Origin of the sequence: Pseudomonas sp. AK181 (assembly GCF_051122975.1) — a bacterium.
Classification (GTDB): domain Bacteria; phylum Pseudomonadota; class Gammaproteobacteria; order Pseudomonadales; family Pseudomonadaceae; genus Aquipseudomonas; species Aquipseudomonas lactis.
Genome location: NZ_CP146348.1, coordinates 5,555,333 through 5,573,938, shown reverse-complemented (window position 1 = coordinate 5,573,938; position 18,606 = coordinate 5,555,333). Strand labels below are relative to the sequence as shown.

Below are 18,606 nucleotides of genomic sequence, written 5' to 3'. Positions count from 1 at the left end.
ACCCAGGGGCAAGGGGTGAGCGGGCAACCGAACACGTGACAGTCTGGAAGCGGGCTGTCTGAATAGTTTTGCCCGCGAGGGCAAGTTTCCATAAGCAATTTCGAGAGACGGATGAACATCACCACCTTAGCCAAACGTACGTGCCTGCTTATCTCGCTGATCATCACCCCAGCCGCCTGGGCGGTTGAAATGGTGCCGGCCTCCCCGCAACTGGCCGCCAAGTCCTGGGTCCTGATGGACGCCGCCAGTGGCAACGTGCTGGTCGAAAACGGCGGTGATGTACGCCTGCCACCTGCCAGCCTGACCAAGCTGATGACCGCCTACATCGCGACCCTGGAAATCCGTCGCGGCCAGATCGGCGAAAACGACCCGGTGACCGTCAGCGAAAACGCCTGGCGTACCGGTGGTTCGCGGATGTTCATCAAGGTGGGTTCGCAAGTCACCGTGAGCGACCTGCTGCACGGCATCATCATCCAGTCCGGTAACGACGCCAGCGTCGCCCTGGCCGAGCACATCGCCGGCAGCGAAGACGCCTTCGCCGACATGATGAACAAAACCGCCGGCGAGCTGGGCATGACCAACAGCCACTTCATGAACCCGACTGGCCTGCCAAACCCAGAGCACTATTCGTCGGCTCACGACATGGCGATCCTGGCGCGCGCGATCATCCGCGTTGACCCGGTGCACTACGCGATCTACTCCCAGAAGGAGTTCTTCTGGAACAACATCAAGCAGCCTAACCGCAACCTGTTGCTGTGGCGCGACAAGACCGTCGATGGCCTGAAAACCGGCCACACCGACGAAGCCGGCTACTGCATGGTGTCGTCCGCCGTACGTGATGGCCAGCGCCTGATCGCCGTGGTATTCGGCACCAACAGCGAGCAGGCCCGTGCGGCCGAGACGCAAAAACTGCTGACTTACGGCTTCCGCTTCTTCGAAACCCAAACCTTCTACCAGAAGGGTGCTGAGCTGGCGACCGCGCCGGTGTGGAAGGGCTCGACTTCGCAAGTCAAGGCCGGCCTGGCCGACGACCTGACCCTGACCATGCCTAAAGGCCAGCTCAAAAAGCTCGCCGCCAGCATGACCCTGAACCCGCAATTGGTTGCGCCAATCGCCAAGGGTGATGTGATCGGTAAGGTTGAAGTCAAGCTGGACGACAAGGTGGTGCACAGCGCCGACCTGATCGCGCTGGACGCTGTCGAGGAAGGTGGTATCTTCCGCCGCGTATGGGATAGCATCCGTCTATTCTTCTACGGCTTGTTCAACTGATTGTGTGCACCTGCAAAGCCCCGCGTTGATCCAACGCGGGGCTTTGCCCGTCGCCACGGCTTAGCGCTTACGAGGCTGTTCTGCCATGACCGATAAAGAAGTAAAGGCGCCAAAGATCGAATTCCCGGTGGTGGACTATCCCATCAAGGTAATCAGCGATACTGGTGTCGGCCGTAAAGACCTGATTCTCGGGATCGTGCGTAAACACGCGACGATCAACGATCAGCGTGTGGATGAGCGATCAAGCTCTACCGGCAAATACACCACGATCCAGTTGCACATCGTTGCGACCGGTCAAGACCAGCTCTACGACATCAACAGCGAACTGCGGGCCACCGGCTTCGTGCACATGGTGCTGTGATGTCGCACGTCCTGGGCTTTCGCGAGCTCGGCCGGATGGCCTATGAGCCGGTCTGGCATGCCATGCAGCGCTTTACCAATGAGCGCGGCACCTCGGCCCCGGATGAAATCTGGCTGGTGGAACACCCGCCGGTCTTCACCCAGGGCCAGGCCGGCAAGGCCGAGCACTTGCTGCTGCCGGGTGATATTCCGGTGGTGCAGGTCGACCGAGGGGGGCAAGTGACTTACCATGGGCCCGGTCAACTGGTGGCTTACCTGCTGCTGGACGTGCGCAAGCTGGGGTTTGGCGTGCGCGACCTGGTCAGCCGCATGGAGACGTGCCTGATCGAGCTGTTGGCCAGTTACGGCGTGACCGCCGTGGCCAAGCCCGATGCGCCAGGTGTGTACGTGGATGGCGCGAAAATCGCCTCCCTGGGGCTGCGCATTCGCCACGGTTGTTCCTTTCATGGCCTGGCCTTGAATGTGGACATGGACCTGGCGCCGTTCCGGCGCATCAACCCGTGCGGTTACGCCGGGCTTGCGATGACCCAGTTGAGTGACCATGCAACATCCATTGAATTTGCCGAGGTAAGTGCCCGGCTGCGCGCGCAGCTCGTCAAACACCTCGACTATGCAGAGCAGACGACCCTGACGGGCGGAATCGATTGATATGACTACTGATGTTGTGCAAACCATGATCCCGACGCTGGACATCACTGAGCGTCCAGCCCCGGCCCCGCGTGCCAAGGTGGAAGCCGGCGTCAAGCTGCGCGGCGCCGAGAAGGTTGCACGCATCCCGGTCAAGATCATCCCGACCACCGAACTTCCGAAGAAACCCGACTGGATTCGCGTGCGCATCCCGGTTTCGCCCGAAGTCGACCGTATCAAGTCGCTGCTGCGCAAACACAAGCTGCACAGCGTATGCGAAGAAGCGTCCTGCCCGAACCTGGGCGAGTGCTTCTCTGGCGGCACCGCCACCTTCATGATCATGGGTGACATCTGCACCCGTCGTTGCCCGTTCTGCGACGTCGGCCACGGCCGTCCGAAGCCGTTAGACGTCAACGAGCCAGAAAGCCTGGCCATCGCCATCGCCGACCTCAAACTCAAGTACGTGGTGATCACCTCCGTAGACCGCGACGACCTGCGTGACGGCGGTGCCCAGCACTTTGCCGACTGCATCCGCGAGATCCGCAAGCTGTCGCCGAACGTGATGCTCGAAACGCTGGTGCCGGACTACCGTGGCCGTATGGACGTCGCTCTGGAAATCACCGCTGCCGAGCCGCCGGATGTGTTCAACCACAACCTGGAAACCGTGCCGCGCCTGTACAAGGCTGCGCGCCCGGGTTCGGACTACCAGTGGTCGCTGACCCTGCTGCAGAAGTTCAAGCAGATGATGCCGCACATTCCAACCAAGTCCGGCTTGATGCTGGGTCTGGGTGAGACCGACGAAGAAGTCATCGAAGTCATGAAGCGCATGCGCGAACACTACATCGACATGCTGACCCTGGGCCAATACCTGCAACCGTCCCGCAGCCACTTGCCGGTGCAACGCTTCGTGCACCCGGACACCTTCGCCTGGTTCGCGGAGGAAGGCTACAAGATGGGCTTCAAGAACGTGGCCTCGGGCCCGTTGGTGCGGTCTTCGTACCACGCCGATGAGCAGGCCAAGCTGGTCAAGGCGAGCCTGGTTTCGTAAACAGCACCGCAAAATCGGTGCGCAAATGCTGGCCTGTGTGGGAGCTGGCTTGCCTGCGATAGCATCACCTCGGTGTCACTGACACACCGAGGCGCTTGCATCGCAGGCAAGCCAGCTCCCACATTTCGTTCTGCGTCATATTGGGAGAACCATGGATGAGTGCCGCCGTACCTGCACTGCCCCCCGAAGGCACCCTCGGCCTGATCGCCCCCGCCGGCCCCGCCGAGCTGGATGTTGAAAAAGCTCGGCAATGGATGCGTGCCCGTGGCTACGACCTGCATATTTTCCCTGGGGTGCACGAGCGCGACGGCTACCTGGCCGGTAGCGATGAAGTGCGCCTGCGGGATTTGCATGCCGCCTTCGCCAACCCCGACATCGATGCCATCCTTTGCCTGCGTGGCGGCTATGGCACGCCCCGTTTGCTCGACGCGCTGGACTTCGATCTGCTACGCGCCAACCCCAAGCCGTTCGTGGGCTACAGCGATATCACCGCCTTGCACTTGGCGATCAACCGCTACGCGGGCTTTGTGACGTTCCACGGCCCGATGCTCAATGCCGACCTGCTCGGCGGCAAACAGCCGCCCACCGAGTCCTCCCTGTTCAGCCTGCTGCGTGGCCAACGGGGCGCCGGCAGCGTGCTGCCGCACCCGATGGCCTACCCGCTGACCACAATCGAGCCAGGTGTGGCCTGTGGGCGCTTGCTGGGCGGTAACTTGTCGATGATTGCTGCGGTCATGGGCACGCCGTACGAACTAGACGCCGATGGCATCATCCTGTTTATCGAAGACGTCAACGAACCGCTCTATCGCATCGACCGATTGCTGACTCACTTGCGGTTGGCTGGCAAGCTGGCTCACGTTGCCGGTGTGCTGGTAGGGGATGTGGCCGGTGTGGATAACCTGGCGTTGGCGCGTCTGCTCAAGCAGACCTTTGCGCCGCTGTGCATTCCGGTGCTGGCGGGCTGGCGCAGTGGGCACTGCGACCCGAACCTGACACTGCCGATGGGCGCCTTGGTGCGCCTGGATGCGGGGGAGCAGCGGGTGGTGTTGGAGCAGGATGTAGTCTTCAAGGCTTGATCGTTCCCACGCTCTGCGTGGGAATGCCTCCAGTGACGCTCTGCGTCACCCTCTTCAGCCGCGGACGCGGAGCGTCCAAGGCAGCGCTCCCACGCAGAGCGTGGGAGCGATCACTTCAGCGGTTCTGCAACGACTCCAGCAACTTCACCGTCGGATACCCATCCGCCGGCCAGCCCAACGCTTGCTGCGCCGCCCGAATCGCCTTGCGCGTGTTGGCGCCAATAATCCCGTCAGCATTACCCGCGTCGTACCCCTTGGCGCTGAGCGCCGTCTGCAGGTCAATGCGTTGCGAACGGCTCAGTGGCAGCTCATCTTTGGGCCAACTGCCCCGAATTACACCGCCGCCGCCAAATCGCTCCGACAGCAAGCCAACCGCCAGTGCATAAGACGACGAGTTGTTGTACTTGAGGATTGCGCGGAAGTTATCCAGCACCAGGAACGCCGGGCCACGGTAGCCGGCCGGCAGCAGCAGGGCGGCGGACAGTTGGTCGACATTCGCCGGCAGGCTCACGCCAGGGGGGAGTTGGATGCCCAGTTGCAGCCATTGCGCCACGGTCTTGCGCACGCCGCCATCGGCCAGGCTGTAGTCGAAGCCCGACGGCAGCGGCTGCACTTCAACGCCCCATGGCTGGCCTTTTTGCCAGCCGGAGCTTTGCAGGTAGTGCGCGGTAGAGGCGAGGGCATCGCCCGGGCTGTTCCAGATATCGCGGCGACCGTCACCGTCGAAGTCCACGGCGTGGGTGTTGTAGGTGGTCGGGATGAACTGGGTCTGGCCCATCGCCCCGGCCCAGGAACCTTTCATCTGGTCGGCCTGGATATCGCCATGCTGGATGATCTGCAGAGCTGCCAGCAACTGTGCTTGTGCAAAGGCCGGGCGACGGCCTTCGTAAGCCAGGGTGGCCAGGGAACGGATTACCGAGTTATTGCCCTGGAACTGGCCAAAGTTGCTTTCCATGCCCCACACCGAGACCAGTGCCTGGCGGTCAACGCCATAGCGCTCTTCGATGCGCTGCAGGATATCGGCGTACTTGACCAGCAACGCCTGGCCATTGCGCACGCGCAGCGGCGACAGGGCGCCCTCGATGTATTCCCACACCGGGCGGGAAAACTCTGGCTGGCTGCGGTCGGCACGAATCACCGCCATATCGGGGGTGACGCCGGCAAAGGCGTTATCGAACACCGCGGGTGTAATCCCGGCTTGCAGGGCCTGTGCGCGAAAACCGGCCTGCCATTCGGCAAAGGTCTGGGTGGGTTGGATATCGAGATTGTCCACCGCCAATGGGGCAACCACCGCAGGCGCGATAGCCGGTGCCGTCTGGAGCTTGGGCAGAGGCTGAGCGTCCGCAGCGGTGGGCTTTTCGGCGCAGGCGACGAGCAGAATGAGGCTGGAGGCAGCGATCAATTGGCGTAGGTGCCAACGACGAGAAAGACTAGAGGGCATGCACAGGTCCAGGGGGTTACAAATCAGGTACAGACCTTATCATGCCAGAGGGGCGCTTGCCTTCAGGCAGCCAGAAAGTAAGAAGCCTCCCAGCTATTAGACTGGAAGGCTTCGCGGCGGTAGCTGCCTTTGCCCTTGCCGGCGCGTTCCTGACGGCTGCGGAACAGTGGCTGGGCGATGATGGATTTGGCCTTGTTGGGGCCATGCTTGGATGGCTTTTTGCTCATGGTGGGTTCTCTCGCTTGGGGGGGGAATGCAGCGGTGCAAATCATCTGCCGAAGTGGGCTGGCTGTAAAGCCCGGCGATAGGTGGGAAATGTCGCAAATAAGCGGTGGGCAGAGTCCATGCGGGGGCTTGCTCCCGCCGACGGCCTGACAGCCGACACTTATCTACCTTCCGCCCCGCGATCAAACTGTGGGAGCTGGCTTGCCTGCGAAGGCGGCCTGGCAGTCAACACAGTTGGATTGTGTACATATCCATTGCTGCGGTAACGGCCACCTAGGGTTCCGCTCTGACAGCGGGTCACTTTTGGAAGGACCCAAAAGTAACCAAAAGGTCCTCGCCCCACCACTCGGCACCTCGCTTAGGCTCGGTGTGCCCGTAATCCGCCAGTGATTTGGGGGGGCGCCGCCACGCGCCATCCATGGCGCGGGGCGGCTAAACCGGCATCCCTGCCGGTTTACCCCCCAAATCCCTGTCGAATTCCGGCCAGCGTGGTTTAACGGGGCGCCTGAGATCAAAAGCAGATCAAGATCAAGAGCGGCTCGCTTCGCATCGTGGTTACTGTTGAACGCTACAGAGCTGCGTCAGGAGCAAATGGGCCAGCTGGCCCGCCGCCATCGCAGGCAAGCCAGCTCCCACAGGGTTTTGTGGGGTGGTACAGAGGGGGTTACTCGGCAGGCAACGCCAGGCGCTGGCCGGCCATCAGCAGCGACAGACGGCTCAGGCTCATCCACGGCGAGCCGGCTGCCTGGCCTTTGATTTGTGCGTCGATGCGCTGTGCTTCCAGCAGCAGTTGCGCCCAGCGTTGCGCCGAGTGCCGTTGCAGGGCTTTGCTCATCAGGGGTTTGCGTTTGTCCCACACCGGTGGGCGGGCCTGGCTGAAGCATTTGTCCAGCGGGGTGCCCTGGCTGTATTGCAGGGCAATGTTCGCCAACACGCGCAGCTCACGGGCCAGGGCCCACAGGATCACCGGCGGTTCCACCCCTTCGCCGCGCAGGCCTTCGAGCATGCGCAGGGCGTGGGCGGGCTCGCCGTTGAGGATGGCGTCCACCAGGCCGAACACATCAAAGCGCGCGCTATCGGCCACTGCGCCTTGCACGGTTTCGACGGTGATCTGCCCGTCTTCAGCCATCAACTTGAGCTTTTCGATCTCCTGGGCGGCGGCAAGCAGGTTGCCCTCGACCCGAGCGGCGATCAGCTCCACGGCATCCTGTGTCGCCGCCAGGCCTGATTGGGACAGGCGCTGGCGAATCCACTGCGGCAACTGGTTGCTGTCCACCGGCCAGATCTGGATGAACTGAGTCTGTGGACCTTCGACCAGGGCCTTGCCCCACTTGGTTTTCTGCGCGCTGCCGTCGAGCTTGGGCAGGCTGATCAGCAACACGGTGTCTTCGGCAGGGCGCGAGCAGTATTCCATCAGGGCCGCCGCGCCTTTATCGCCCGGCTTGCCCGAGGGCAGGCGCAGTTCCAGCAGGCGTTTTTCGGCAAACAGCGACATGCTCGCGCCAGCTTGCAGCAGCGTGCCCCAGTCGAAACTGGCGTCGGCACTGAACACCTGGCGTTCATCGAAGCCCTGTTGGCGTGCGGCGGTGCGGATAGCGTCGGCCGCTTCCTGGCACAGCAACGGGTCATCGCCGCTGACGATATACACAGGCGCAAGGCCACCTTGCAGGTGTTTGGCGAGTTGGGCGGGGGTAAGTTTCATAGGCGGGGCGAACGGGGCGCCAGGGGCGCCCCGTCTGGCTTACTCGACAGGGACTTCAACAGGCGACTGTTTCGGCGTGTTGTCTTCATATTCCTGCGCGGCTTTCAGGGCGTCGGCGTCAGCCTTGGCCTTGTTGTCGGCCACTTGCTGCAGCTCAGCCAGTTTTTCCGGGGTGAGCATTTGCAGGCGAGTCATCATGCGCTGGATCAGCTCACGACGCATTTCCTTGCGCACCTGGATAGTCTCGGAGTCCGAACCCACCAGGTTGTTGCCATCGTGGCTCACGACTTTCTGCACCTGGATCTTGTCACCCATCAGCGGCAGCTGATCACGGCCTTGTATTTCGAACATCAGCGCCGTGTTCAGCTCGACGTCGGACGCACGGCCAGCACTGGCGTAGCTGATATTGCGCTGGGTTTCGCGCTCATCCGTCAGGATCAGTTTGTAGGTGGCGCCGTTGTACACGTGCACACCGCTGTTTTCCAGGGTCTGGCGCAGCTGGGTGACGGTTTCGCCGTAGGCGTTGCGGGCGCTGACGTCGAGTTCCTTGAGCGACAGCTCATTGGTGCCGGTGCCGCGCAGCTGGAAGCCGCAAGCGCTCAACAGCACGGCAAGGCCCATAACCAGCAGATTGCGTTTGATCATTTTGTTGCTCCCCTTGAAACCAGGTGGGCCTTCTCGGGCCCTAAAGGTTTAGTTCGGCGCGGAGCCCAAGCCCCGCGCCCGATCCGATTTAGCTGGCGACGATATTGACCAGTTTGCCAGGCACCACGATCACCTTGCGGATGGTCAGGCCCTCGGTAAAGCGCAGCACGTTCTCATTGATACGTGCAGCCGCTTCAACCTCTTCACGGCTGGCGCTGGCCGGCATGTCGATCTGGCCACGCAGTTTACCGTTAACCTGGATGACCAGTTGCAGCGTGTCCTGAACCAGGGCGCTGTCATCCTGCACCGGCCAGGCGGCATCGATGACGGCACCGCTGTGGCCCAGGCGGCTCCACAGTTCATGGCTGATGTGCGGCGTGATTGGTGCGAGCAACAGGGTAACTGTTTCCAGGCCTTCCTGAATCAGCGCACGGTCTTGTTCGGTCGCCTGCGGGGCTTTTTCCAGCACGTTCATCAGCGTCATCACCTGAGCGATGGCGGTGTTGAATTTGTGGTTCTGCCCGACGTCCTGGCTGGCCTGGCGGATAGCCAGGTGGATGCTGCGACGCACGGCTTTTTGCTCGTCGTTCAAGGCGCCGATATCCAGCTTGCCCGGCAGGCCCTGGCTGACATGGGCGTGGGCCAGGCGCCAGACGCGCTTGAGGAAACGGTGCGAGCCTTCGACACCCGAGTCGGACCATTCGGCGCTCATATCGGGCGGCGAGGCAAACATCATGAACAGGCGGCAGGTGTCGGCGCCGAACTGGTCGATCATCGACTGAGGGTCGACGCCGTTGTTCTTGGACTTGGCCATCTTCTCGGTGCCGCCGATTTCCACCGGCAGACCGTCGGCTTTCAACTTGGCGCTGATGACCTTGGCCTTGCTGTCACGCTCAAGCTCGACATCCGCCGGGTTGAACCAGGTGTAGGCGCCATTGGCTTCGCGACGATAGTAAGTGTCGGCGATCACCATGCCCTGGGTCAGCAGGTTCTTGAACGGCTCATCGGAGCTCACCAGGCCTTCGTCACGCATCAGCTTATGGAAAAAGCGCGCATACAGCAGGTGGAGGATGGCGTGTTCGATGCCACCGATGTACTGATCCACCGGCAACCAATGGTCGGCTGCGGATTTCTCCACCAGGCCACCTTCATAGTGCGGCGAGGCATAACGAGCGTAGTACCACGAGGACTCCACGAAGGTGTCCATGGTGTCGGTTTCACGCTTGGCCGGCGCGCCGCATTTAGGGCAACTGCACTCGTAGAACTCAGGCATGCGTGCCAACGGCGAGCCAGCGCCGTCTGGTACCACGTCTTCTGGCAACACGACCGGCAGTTGGTCTTCTGGCACTGGCACGTCACCGCAGGTTTGGCAGTGGATGATCGGGATCGGGCAGCCCCAGTAGCGCTGGCGGCTGATGCCCCAGTCGCGCAGGCGGAACTGGGTGCGCGAGGCGCCGAGGTTTTTCTTGATCAGGGCCACTTCCATGGCGTCGAACGCACCCTGGAAATCCAGGCCGTCGAATTCGCCGGAGTTGATCAGCGTGCCGTGCTCGCCGTAGGCGTCTTGCCACGGAGCAGGGTTGGTGTCACCTGAGCTCGTGCGCACGACCGACTTGATCGGCAGGTTGTACTTGGTGGCGAACTCGAAATCGCGCTCGTCGTGGGCCGGCACGGCCATGACGGCGCCATCGCCGTAGTGCATCAATACGTAGTTGGCGACCCATACCGGCAGCTTTTCGCCAGTCAACGGGTGCTCGACGAACAGGCCGGTGGGCAGGCCTTTTTTCTCCTGGGTGGCGACGTCGGCTTCGGCCACGCTGCCGCCTTTGCATTCAGCGATGAACGCCTGCAGCTCAGGGTTGTTCTGTGCGGCCTGGGTGGCCAGCGGGTGTTCGGCGGCCACGGCAACGTAGGTCGCGCCCATCAGAGTGTCGGGGCGGGTGGTGAACACCTTGAGCGCGCCCGCTTCGCCGATGGAGTCGACGTTGTACGGGAACTGCACTTCCATGCCCTTGGATTTGCCGATCCAGTTGCGCTGCATGGTCTTGACCTGTTCAGGCCAGCCCGGCAGATCGTCGAGGCTCGACAACAGTTCATCCGCGTAGGCGGTGATCTTGAAGTAGTACATCGGGATTTCGCGCTTTTCGATCAGCGCGCCGGAGCGCCAGCCGCGACCGTCGATGACCTGTTCGTTAGCCAGTACGGTCTGGTCGATCGGGTCCCAGTTCACGGTGCCGCTTTTTTTGTAGATCACCCCTTTTTCGAACAGGCGAGTGAACAGCCATTGTTCCCAACGGTAGTAATCGGGCTTGCAGGTGGTGACCTCGCGGGACCAGTCCACCGCCAGGCCCAGGCTGCGCAGCTGGGTCTTCATGTAGGCGATGTTTTCGTACGTCCACTTGGCGGGCGCCACGTTGTTTTTCATCGCGGCGTTTTCTGCCGGCATGCCGAAGGCGTCCCAACCCATGGGTTGCAGCACGTTCTTGCCGAGCATGCGCTGGTAGCGCGAAATCACGTCGCCGATGGTGTAGTTGCGCACGTGCCCCATGTGTAGCTTGCCGCTGGGGTAAGGGAACATCGATAGGCAGTAGTAAGTCTCCTTGCCTGGCTGTTCACTGACTTCAAAGGACTTTTGCTCGTCCCAGAAGGTTTGGGCGGCATTTTCTATTTCACGGGGCTGATATTGTTCGTGCATGGCTACTTTTGAACTGGATAGGGGTGGCCTAATCCTCTTCGGTGCACTGTCCGGGTTGTTCGACACCAAGAAGCGGCGCGTCCGTGCCCAAACCCTGCGGGAAGTGGAGTTACAGGAAGCGCCGTAGCATACATGACCCCACTCTATCGAGGGAAACCCTGATTGCGCGCCAAGGGCCGTCTGTCGCGGCACCGGGCAGGCGCAGCAACGGGGGCTACGCTGTTTAGTGGGGAGCAAGTATTTCTTCAATGAGGTGAGGGGATGGTTGAATCGCAGCGAACTTTAACGAAACCGCAATTGTACGAAGGACTGATCGACCGTTTGGGTCGGGCATTGGATGCCGCAAGAACCGCAGGCCGATTGCGTGATGAACGGCCTCTGGAGCTGGAGTTACGAGGCTTGAGCCAGGCGGAACTTGAATTGATCAAGAACTACCTGGCGTTGAATCACGACCGCGCCTCCCATGGGCAGGCTTCCCCGCCCGCTCATTCGGCCAAGGTCATCTGGCTCAAAGACCTGGCGACCGGCCGCGGGCCAGAGAACTTCCGGTCCGTGCGGTGCAAGTGAGCCCCGTGTCATCCGTTACCGTTATCAAAATGTTGTCGGTAAGGATTGTTGCAAAACCCCGTTGCATCTAGGCTTCGGGCATCTTTGGAGATGCCCGATGCCTTTTCGTTATTTCATTAAACAACTGTTGTTGCCGCCCGGTATTTTTCTGCTGTTGTTGGCGTGTGCCTGGTGGTTTCGCCGCAGCCGTCCGCGCCTGGCGGGCTTGTGTTTTGCCCTGGGGCTGGGCGGGATGTGGTTGATCAGCCTGCCCGTGATGGTGCAGTGGGGCGCGCGCGTCCTGGAGACAGAGCCGTCTTTGGCCTGGGAAGACTGGGCGACCTTGGCCCAGCGTGCCGACGCGATTGTGGTGCTGGGCTCGGGGCGCGAGCGTGGGGACATTGCGTGGGGCAGCGACCAGCCCACCGGTATTGGCCTGGAGCGTGAGCGTTTTGCCGCGCGGCTGGCCAAGGCATCCGGTTTGCCGGTGCTGACCAGCGGCGGCTTGCACTACGGCACGCCGCCCAGTGAGGCCGAGCTGATGGCGGTGTCGATGCAGGATGATTTCGGGGTCACCGTGCGCTGGAAAGAAGAGCGCAGCCGCACCACCTGGGAAAACGCGCAGATGAGCGCCGAGATTCTTTTGCCTCAAGGCATCAAGCGGGTGGTGGTGGTGACCCAGGCCTGGCACATGCCGCGTTCGGTGTGGAGCTTTGAGAAAGCCGGCTTCACCGTGGTGCCGGGGCCGGTGGGCTTTTTGGGTGTGGATCATGGCCGGCCGCTGGGTGGCTGGATGCCAGACGTCAAGGCGGTGTGGCAAAGCGGGCAGTTGATCAATGAGGCGGTGGGGCAGGTGGGGTATCGGTTGTTCTACCGATAGGTGCAACACAGGAGATCAATTGGGGGAGCTGGCTTGCCTGCGATGGCGGTGGGTCAGTGAGCACTCAGGGCACTGATACACCGCTATCGCAGCATAGGTATCTACACAATTCTGGTGCGGCGCTGAACCTGTGGCGAGGGAGCTTGCTCCCGTGACGAGCTGACAGCCAGCGCTGTTCTAACTGACGCGCCGCTGTCCAAATGTGGGAGCTGGCTTGCCTGCGAAGACGGCCTGAAAGTCAGCACAGTTGGACCGGGTACATATCCATTCCTGCGGTAACGGCCACTTAGGGTTCCGCTCTGACAGCGGCTCACTTTTGAAAAGCGCAAAAGTAAGCAAAACGCTCTTGCCCCACCACTCGGCACCTCGCTTAGGCTCGGTGTGCCCGAACACAGGCTTGAATCCGTGGGCCGCCGCCACGCGCCATCCATGGCGCGGGGCGGCTAACCCGGCGTCCTGCCGGGTTACCCACGAATTCAAGCCTGCGTTCGGCCAGCGTGGTTTAACGGGGCGCCTAAGATCAAAAGCAGATCAAGAGCGGCTCGCTTCGCATCGTGGTTACCGGCGGCTGCGGCGAACTGCACAGTTGTGCAGATACCTATCGCCATCGCAGGCAAGCCAGCTCCCACAGGTCAGAGCGTTTTGGACATACGTGCGGCCAGCAGAGCCCAGCCAAACAATACCAGGCACACAATGATCAACGGCCACGAGCGCCATTGCAGGTACGGCGTGAGGTTATGCATCGGCACCACCTCCCCATAGAGAATGCCACGCTCGAACTGCGGGATCTGCGCGGTGATCTGCCCAAAGGGGTTGATCAGCCCGGTCACGCCGTTGTTGGTGGCGCGGATCATCCAGCGGCCAGCCTCCAATGCACGCATCTGCGCCATTTGCAGGTGCTGCAGCGGGCCGATGGAGCGGCCGAACCAGGTGTCGTTGCTGATGGTCAGCAGCAGGTCGCTCTGGGCCGACAGGCCGGCGGCGAATTCGGGGTACACCACTTCATAGCAAATGAACGGCGCAATCTGATAACCCTTGGCCTGCAGCATGGCCTGGTCAGAAGGGCCGCGGGCGAAGTCCGACATGGGTAGGTCGAAAAAGGCAATCAGCCCACGCAGCATGTCCTGCAGCGGCACGTACTCGCCAAATGGCACCAGTTTTTGCTTGAGGTAGGTGCCGTCGCCTTCGCCGACCACGGTGATGCCGTTGAAGTAGCGCTTCTGGTGGTGCACTTCCTGGCGAATCGGTACCCCGGTGATCAGCGCACTGTCCCGGTCGGCGGCAAACTTGCCCATCATGCCCAGGTAGCCCTCGACGGACTCCTTGAGCACCGGCACGGCGGTTTCCGGCCACACAAGCAGGTCGACGCGCTTGGAGCTCAGGCTCATGTCGCGGTACAGCGCCAACTGTGCATTGAGCTGGTCCGGGTCCCACTTCATGCTTTGCTCGACGTTGCCCTGGATCGCGGCCACGCTCAGCGGCGCGCCAGACGGCGACGTCCAGGCGTGATGCTTGAGCGCCAGGCCAATCGCCCAAGGCGCAACCAGCAATAACAGGCCTGCGCCGATGAAGGCATTGCGCTTGCTCGCCAGCAGGCGCGGCAGGTTGCACAGCAATGCGGCGGTGAGTGCCAGGGCGAAGGAAATCAGCCACATCCCACCCAATGGCGCGAGGCCGGTCAATGGCCCGTCGAGTTGACTGTAACCGGAGTACAACCACGGGAAACCGGTGAGGAACCAGCCCCGAAAGGCTTCCTGGCCCACCCACAACGCGGCGAACGTCAATGCGTCCGCCAGCGGTGCTTCGTTACGGCGCAACCAGCGCGCCCACAGCCAGGCGGGCAGGGCGAAGAACCAGGCGATGGCGGCGGTGAACAACAGCATCAGGAACCCCGCCAGCAGCACCGAAGCGCCGCCGAAGTGGTGGATGCTGTAGTAGATCCAACTGGTACCGGCGCCAAACAGGCCGAAGCCGAAACACCAGCCACGGCCCAGAGCCTGGCGGGGCGAGAGTTCCCGCAGGCCGATATAGAACAGGCCGACCGCTACCAGCGCCAACGGCCAGATATCGAACGGCGCCAGCGCCAGGGTAGTGATGGCGCCGGCCACCACGGCCAGCAAATTACCGGGCCAGCCGGGCGAGGTGAGACGGCGCATGTCAGTCCTTAGCGGGCAATAGGTGTCAGGCGAATCAAGTGGATACGACGGCTATCGGCATTGAGGATGCGGAAGCGATACGCACCGATCTCGGTGGTTTCATTGCGCTTGGGCAGGTGCCCGAACGCACTCATCACCAGGCCGCCGACGGTGTCGAATTCATCGTCCGAGAACTCGCTGTCGAAAAACTCGTTGAAGTTCTCGATGGGCGTCAGCGCCTTGATCAGGAAATCACCGCTGGGCAGCGGCTTGATGTAGCTGTCTTCTTCGACGTCGTGCTCGTCTTCGATGTCGCCGACGATCTGCTCCAGCACGTCCTCGATGGTGACCAGGCCGGCCACGCCGCCGTATTCGTCAATCACAATGGCCATGTGATTGTGGTTGGCGCGGAACTCGCGCAGCAGCACATTCAGGCGCTTGGACTCGGGCACGAAGGTGGCCGGGCGCAGCAGGTCCTTGATGTTGAAGCTGTCGCCATTCTCCTTGAGGATCAACGGCAGCAGGTCCTTGGCCAGCAGGACACCCATGACGTCGTCATGGCTTTCACCGATCACCGGGTAGCGCGAGTGCGCAGAATCGATCACGGCCGGGAGGAATTCCCGTGGGGTCTGGGTCGCCTTGATGCTGATCATCTGCGAGCGCGGGACCATGATGTCACGTACTTGCAGGTCAGCCACCTGGATGGCGCCTTCGACGATGGCCAGCGCTTCGCTGTCCAGCAATTTGTTCTGGTGTGCATCGCGCAGCAGCTCCAAGAGCTCCTGGCGGTTTTTCGGCTCGTGGGCAAAAGCCTGGGTCAGTTTACCCAGCCATGACTTCTGCCCGTTGCTCGATCGGTCTTCGCTCATAGCGATTACTCTAAATCCTTTGATATGACAGTTGAGTGTTGATCAGCTTTCGTCGTCTGCGTACGGGTCGCGGTGACCCAGTTCTGCAAGCAACGTTCGTTCCAGTGCTTCCATTTCCTCGGCTTCGTCATCGTCTATATGGTCGTAACCCAAGAGATGCAAGCAGCCGTGGATGACTAGATGGGCCCAATGGGCCTCAAGTTCCTTGCCTTGTTCGGCCGCTTCTCGCTCGACCACCGCGACGCAGATCACCAGGTCGCCCAGCAACGGGATATCCAGCAATTCGTCGGGTACGTCGGCGGGGAAGGACAGCACGTTGGTGGCGTAGTCTTTCTGGCGCCAGGTGTGGTTCAGCTCACGGCCTTCGGCCTCGTCCACCAGACGAATGGTCAGCTCCGAGTCGGCGGTGCGCTGGCGCAAGGCCAGTTCACACCAGTGGCGGAACTGGGCTTCGCTGGGGGCGGGCGCGTCGGTGGCCAGCTGCAGGTCTAGCTCAAGCATCGTGGCGAGCGTCCTTGGCGGGCGCGTCGTCGCGGTGTTCGAAACGCTCATAGGCTTCGACAATGCGCTGCACCAGCGGGTGGCGCACCACGTCCTTGGGCATGAAGTGCGTGAAGCTGATACCCGGCACGTCCTTGAGTACCTCGATCACCTGGCCCAGGCCCGACTTGGTGCCCTTGGGCAGGTCGACCTGGGTGATGTCGCCCGTGATCACGGCAGTGGAGCCGAAACCGATACGGGTGAGGAACATCTTCATCTGCTCGACGGTGGTGTTCTGGCTTTCGTCGAGAATGATGAAGCTGTTGTTGAGCGTACGGCCACGCATGTAGGCCAGCGGGGCGATCTCGATCACCTGGCGCTCGATCAGCTTGGCCACGTATTCAAAGCCGAGCATCTCGTACAGCGCGTCGTAGAGCGGGCGCAGGTACGGGTCGATCTTCTGGGCCAGGTCGCCGGGCAGGAACCCGAGCTTTTCGCCGGCCTCGACCGCGGGGCGCACCAGCAGGATGCGCCGCACTTGCTCGCGCTCCAGGGCGTCGACGGCACAGGCCACCGCCAGGTAGGTCTTGCCGGTACCGGCCGGGCCGATGCCGAAGTTGATGTCGTTGCCGAGGATTTCCTTGACGTACTTCTGCTGATTCAAGCCGCGTGGGCGAATCATGCCTTTTTTGGTGCGCAAGGCCACGCTGGCTTCGGCCACCGGGTTGTTGGCCAGGTCTTCCACAGCCGATTCCTGCAAGTACAGGTGCACGGTCTCCGGCGACAGCTCGCTACCCTTGGTTTCACGGTAGAGGCGGCGCAGCAGGTTTTCTGCAGACGTGGTGAGTTGGGGTTCACCAATGAGCTCGAACTGATTGCCGCGGTTGCGGATCTCGATGCTCAGGCGTTGTTCGATCAAGCGCAGGTGCTCGTCGAACTGTCCGCACAGGTTGGCGAAACGGCGAGCCTCAAAAGGCTCGAGGATAAAACGATGGGGTTCTGCTATGGGTGCGTTCAAGGTTGCTTTTAGCCGCCCTTTGGCTGATGAGGTGAGAGAGAGAATAACGCCAGGCGCTGGTGTGCGAAAGCACTTAAATAGCCTGGCCCCACTCTCGATAACCCTGAAGAACCCCTGTGGGAGCTGGCTTGCCTGCGATAGCGGTGGGTCAGTTGGCACATTGGGCACTGATACATCGCTATCGCAGGCAAGCCAGCTCCCACATTTTGATCTTCATCCGGTCAGCGAGATCAGTTGATCAACGAGCCACGCAACGAGTGTGGCTGCGCCGCATCAATGTGCACATCGGCAAACTGGCCGATCAGCGTAGGATTATCGCAGCGGAAGTTGACGATCCGGTTGTTCTCGGTGCGCCCCTGCAATTCACCCGGGTCTTTCTTCGAATAATCGGTGACCAGAATGCGCTGGATCGAACCGACCATTTGTCGGCTGATTTCAAAGCCCTGTTGATTGAGGCGATGTTGCAGCGCGTTCAAACGCTCTTTTTTCAACGCTTCCGGGGTTTCATCCAGCAGGTCGGCAGCCGGGGTGCCCGGGCGCTGGCTGTAGACGAACGAGTAGGAAAAGTCGAAACCGACGTCTTCGATCAGCTTCATGGTCTGCTGGAAGTCTTTCTCGGTTTCGCCCGGGAAGCCGACGATAAAGTCCGAGCTGATGCAAATGCCCGGCACGGCGGCGCGCAGTTTGCGCAGCTTGGATTTGTATTCCAGCGCGGTGTGGTTGCGCTTCATCGCCGACAAAATGCGGTCCGAACCCGATTGCACCGGCAAGTGCAGGTGCTTGACCAGCTCTGGCACTTCGGCGTGGGCCTGGATCAGGCTGTCGGAGAACTCCAGCGGGTGCGAGGTGGTGTAGCGGATGCGCTCGATGCCGTCGACGGCGGCGACCACGCGGATCAATTCTGCCAAGTCGGCCAGGCGGCCGTCATCGGTCAGGCCACGGTAACCGTTGACGTTCTGGCCCAGCAGGGTGACTTCGCGCACGCCGTTTTCGGCCAGGTGGATGATTTCCGCCAGCACATCGTCAAACGGCCGGCTGACTTCTTCGCCACGGGTGTAAGGCACCACGCAGAAGGTGCAGTACTTGCTGCAACCTTCCATCACCGACACATAGGCGCTCGGCCCATCGATGCGTGGTTCGGGCAAATGGTCGAATTTTTCGATTTCGGGGAACGACACGTCGACCTGCGGCAGCTTGGTGACGCGTGCGGCGTCGATCATTTCCGGCAGGCGGTGCAGGGTCTGCGGGCCGAACACCACGTCGACATAGGGCGCGCGCTCGCGGATCGCGGCGCCTTCCTGGCTGGCCACGCAACCGCCGACGGCGATCACCATGTCCGGGTTGGCCAGTTTCAATTCACGCCAGCGGCCCAGCTGCGAGTACACACGGTCCTGGGCCCGCTCGCGGATCGAGCAGGTATTGAGCAGGATTACGTCAGCATCTTCGGCGCGGGCAGTGACTTCCAGGGCCTGGTGTTCGCCCAGCAAGTCGACCATGCGCGAGCTGTCGTACTCGTTCATCTGGCAACCGTGGGTTTCGATGTAAAGCTTCTTGGCCATGGGAATCGTCAACTGGTGGTAAAGAACCGCG

General features: G+C 61.6%; 17 protein-coding genes. 7 read left to right on the top strand and 10 right to left on the bottom strand.

Going from position 1 to position 18,606, the window contains the following annotated elements:
* The first annotated feature begins 111 nt into the window (after positions 1 to 111).
* From V8689_RS25455 to V8689_RS25435, 5 genes are all read left to right on the top strand, one after another.
* On the top strand, positions 112 to 1,269 hold the full coding sequence (locus tag V8689_RS25455; RefSeq protein ID WP_014720083.1) for a D-alanyl-D-alanine carboxypeptidase family protein: 1,158 nt from the start codon (positions 112 to 114) through the stop codon (positions 1,267 to 1,269).
* A gap of 85 nt (positions 1,270 to 1,354) precedes the next feature.
* Positions 1,355 to 1,630, top strand: a complete 276-nt coding sequence (locus V8689_RS25450; protein ID WP_032895158.1) for a DUF493 domain-containing protein — start codon at positions 1,355 to 1,357, stop codon at positions 1,628 to 1,630.
* Entirely contained in the window at positions 1,630 to 2,277 is a 648-nt protein-coding gene (lipB, locus tag V8689_RS25445) for a lipoyl(octanoyl) transferase LipB (protein WP_056791936.1), read from the top strand. Before V8689_RS25450 ends, lipB begins: the two co-directional genes overlap by 1 nt.
* Before the next feature lie 25 nt (positions 2,278 to 2,302).
* Positions 2,303 to 3,304: a lipoyl synthase gene (lipA, locus tag V8689_RS25440; protein ID WP_434520734.1), complete on the top strand. Its 1,002-nt coding sequence runs from the start codon at positions 2,303 to 2,305 to the stop codon at positions 3,302 to 3,304.
* A gap of 155 nt (positions 3,305 to 3,459) precedes the next feature.
* Positions 3,460 to 4,380 carry a S66 peptidase family protein gene (locus tag V8689_RS25435; protein WP_056791937.1) on the top strand — a complete coding sequence of 307 codons (921 nt, stop codon included), beginning with the start codon at positions 3,460 to 3,462 and terminating at the stop codon, positions 4,378 to 4,380.
* 115 nt (positions 4,381 to 4,495) lie between these two features.
* Here the strand turns inward: V8689_RS25435 and V8689_RS25430 are convergent, their stop codons facing one another.
* From V8689_RS25430 to leuS, 5 genes are all read right to left on the bottom strand, one after another.
* Complete coding sequence (locus V8689_RS25430; protein ID WP_056791939.1) at positions 4,496 to 5,821, bottom strand: lytic murein transglycosylase; 1,326 nt, start codon at positions 5,819 to 5,821, stop codon at positions 4,496 to 4,498.
* 62 nt (positions 5,822 to 5,883) lie between these two features.
* Complete coding sequence (arfA, locus tag V8689_RS25425; protein ID WP_003176285.1) at positions 5,884 to 6,048, bottom strand: alternative ribosome rescue factor ArfA; 165 nt, start codon at positions 6,046 to 6,048, stop codon at positions 5,884 to 5,886.
* A gap of 662 nt (positions 6,049 to 6,710) precedes the next feature.
* Positions 6,711 to 7,748: a DNA polymerase III subunit delta gene (gene holA, locus V8689_RS25420; protein ID WP_056791941.1), complete on the bottom strand. Its 1,038-nt coding sequence runs from the start codon at positions 7,746 to 7,748 to the stop codon at positions 6,711 to 6,713.
* Between the two features lie 39 nt (positions 7,749 to 7,787).
* Entirely contained in the window at positions 7,788 to 8,393 is a 606-nt protein-coding gene (lptE, locus tag V8689_RS25415) for an LPS assembly lipoprotein LptE (protein ID WP_014720078.1), read from the bottom strand.
* An 88-nt stretch (positions 8,394 to 8,481) separates the two neighbouring features.
* Positions 8,482 to 11,088, bottom strand: a complete 2,607-nt coding sequence (leuS, locus tag V8689_RS25410) for a leucine--tRNA ligase (protein ID WP_056791943.1) — start codon at positions 11,086 to 11,088, stop codon at positions 8,482 to 8,484.
* Positions 11,089 to 11,349: 261 nt separating this feature from the next.
* On the opposite strand from leuS, the gene V8689_RS25405 reads away from it, so the two are divergent.
* Together V8689_RS25405 and V8689_RS25400 are read left to right on the top strand one after the other, a co-directional pair.
* Positions 11,350 to 11,655, top strand: coding sequence for a hypothetical protein (locus V8689_RS25405; RefSeq protein ID WP_020301951.1), 306 nt, complete (start codon positions 11,350 to 11,352; stop codon positions 11,653 to 11,655).
* A gap of 97 nt (positions 11,656 to 11,752) precedes the next feature.
* A complete protein-coding gene (locus tag V8689_RS25400) occupies positions 11,753 to 12,514 on the top strand; it encodes a YdcF family protein (protein WP_056791946.1) in 762 nt (253 codons plus the stop codon).
* Positions 12,515 to 13,146: 632 nt separating this feature from the next.
* Here the strand turns inward: V8689_RS25400 and lnt are convergent.
* From lnt to miaB, 5 genes are all read right to left on the bottom strand, one after another.
* The gene (gene lnt / locus V8689_RS25395; RefSeq protein ID WP_056791948.1) at positions 13,147 to 14,670 is read right to left on the bottom strand and encodes an apolipoprotein N-acyltransferase; all 1,524 of its coding nucleotides are present in this window, start codon (positions 14,668 to 14,670) and stop codon (positions 13,147 to 13,149) included.
* An 8-nt stretch (positions 14,671 to 14,678) separates the two neighbouring features.
* Complete coding sequence (locus V8689_RS25390; protein WP_003194444.1) at positions 14,679 to 15,518, bottom strand: HlyC/CorC family transporter; 840 nt, start codon at positions 15,516 to 15,518, stop codon at positions 14,679 to 14,681.
* 42 nt (positions 15,519 to 15,560) lie between these two features.
* A complete protein-coding gene (gene ybeY / locus V8689_RS25385; protein WP_056791950.1) occupies positions 15,561 to 16,019 on the bottom strand; it encodes an rRNA maturation RNase YbeY in 459 nt (152 codons plus the stop codon).
* A complete protein-coding gene (locus tag V8689_RS25380; RefSeq protein WP_056791951.1) occupies positions 16,012 to 17,016 on the bottom strand; it encodes a PhoH family protein in 1,005 nt (334 codons plus the stop codon). Before V8689_RS25380 ends, ybeY begins: the two co-directional genes overlap by 8 nt.
* Before the next feature lie 230 nt (positions 17,017 to 17,246).
* Positions 17,247 to 18,575, bottom strand: coding sequence for a tRNA (N6-isopentenyl adenosine(37)-C2)-methylthiotransferase MiaB (gene miaB, locus V8689_RS25375; protein WP_056791953.1), 1,329 nt, complete (start codon positions 18,573 to 18,575; stop codon positions 17,247 to 17,249).
* Positions 18,576 to 18,606 lie beyond the last annotated feature (31 nt).

What these genes read in the sequence shown, in the direction of transcription:
- V8689_RS25405 (WP_020301951.1), top strand. Translation starts at nt 11,350, where the DNA reads ATGGTTGAATCGCAGCGAACTTTAACGAAACCGCAATTGTACGAAGGA.
- V8689_RS25430 (WP_056791939.1), bottom strand. Translation starts at nt 5,821, where the DNA reads ATGCCCTCTAGTCTTTCTCGTCGTTGGCACCTACGCCAATTGATCGCT.
- lipB (WP_056791936.1), top strand. Translation starts at nt 1,630, where the DNA reads ATGTCGCACGTCCTGGGCTTTCGCGAGCTCGGCCGGATGGCCTATGAG.
- holA (WP_056791941.1), bottom strand. Translation starts at nt 7,748, where the DNA reads ATGAAACTTACCCCCGCCCAACTCGCCAAACACCTGCAAGGTGGCCTT.
- leuS (WP_056791943.1), bottom strand. Translation starts at nt 11,088, where the DNA reads ATGCACGAACAATATCAGCCCCGTGAAATAGAAAATGCCGCCCAAACC.
- V8689_RS25390 (WP_003194444.1), bottom strand. Translation starts at nt 15,518, where the DNA reads ATGAGCGAAGACCGATCGAGCAACGGGCAGAAGTCATGGCTGGGTAAA.
- lnt (WP_056791948.1), bottom strand. Translation starts at nt 14,670, where the DNA reads ATGCGCCGTCTCACCTCGCCCGGCTGGCCCGGTAATTTGCTGGCCGTG.
- miaB (WP_056791953.1), bottom strand. Translation starts at nt 18,575, where the DNA reads ATGGCCAAGAAGCTTTACATCGAAACCCACGGTTGCCAGATGAACGAG.
- lptE (WP_014720078.1), bottom strand. Translation starts at nt 8,393, where the DNA reads ATGATCAAACGCAATCTGCTGGTTATGGGCCTTGCCGTGCTGTTGAGC.
- V8689_RS25450 (WP_032895158.1), top strand. Translation starts at nt 1,355, where the DNA reads ATGACCGATAAAGAAGTAAAGGCGCCAAAGATCGAATTCCCGGTGGTG.
- ybeY (WP_056791950.1), bottom strand. Translation starts at nt 16,019, where the DNA reads ATGCTTGAGCTAGACCTGCAGCTGGCCACCGACGCGCCCGCCCCCAGC.
- V8689_RS25435 (WP_056791937.1), top strand. Translation starts at nt 3,460, where the DNA reads ATGAGTGCCGCCGTACCTGCACTGCCCCCCGAAGGCACCCTCGGCCTG.
- arfA (WP_003176285.1), bottom strand. Translation starts at nt 6,048, where the DNA reads ATGAGCAAAAAGCCATCCAAGCATGGCCCCAACAAGGCCAAATCCATC.
- V8689_RS25400 (WP_056791946.1), top strand. Translation starts at nt 11,753, where the DNA reads ATGCCTTTTCGTTATTTCATTAAACAACTGTTGTTGCCGCCCGGTATT.
- V8689_RS25455 (WP_014720083.1), top strand. Translation starts at nt 112, where the DNA reads ATGAACATCACCACCTTAGCCAAACGTACGTGCCTGCTTATCTCGCTG.
- lipA (WP_434520734.1), top strand. Translation starts at nt 2,303, where the DNA reads ATGATCCCGACGCTGGACATCACTGAGCGTCCAGCCCCGGCCCCGCGT.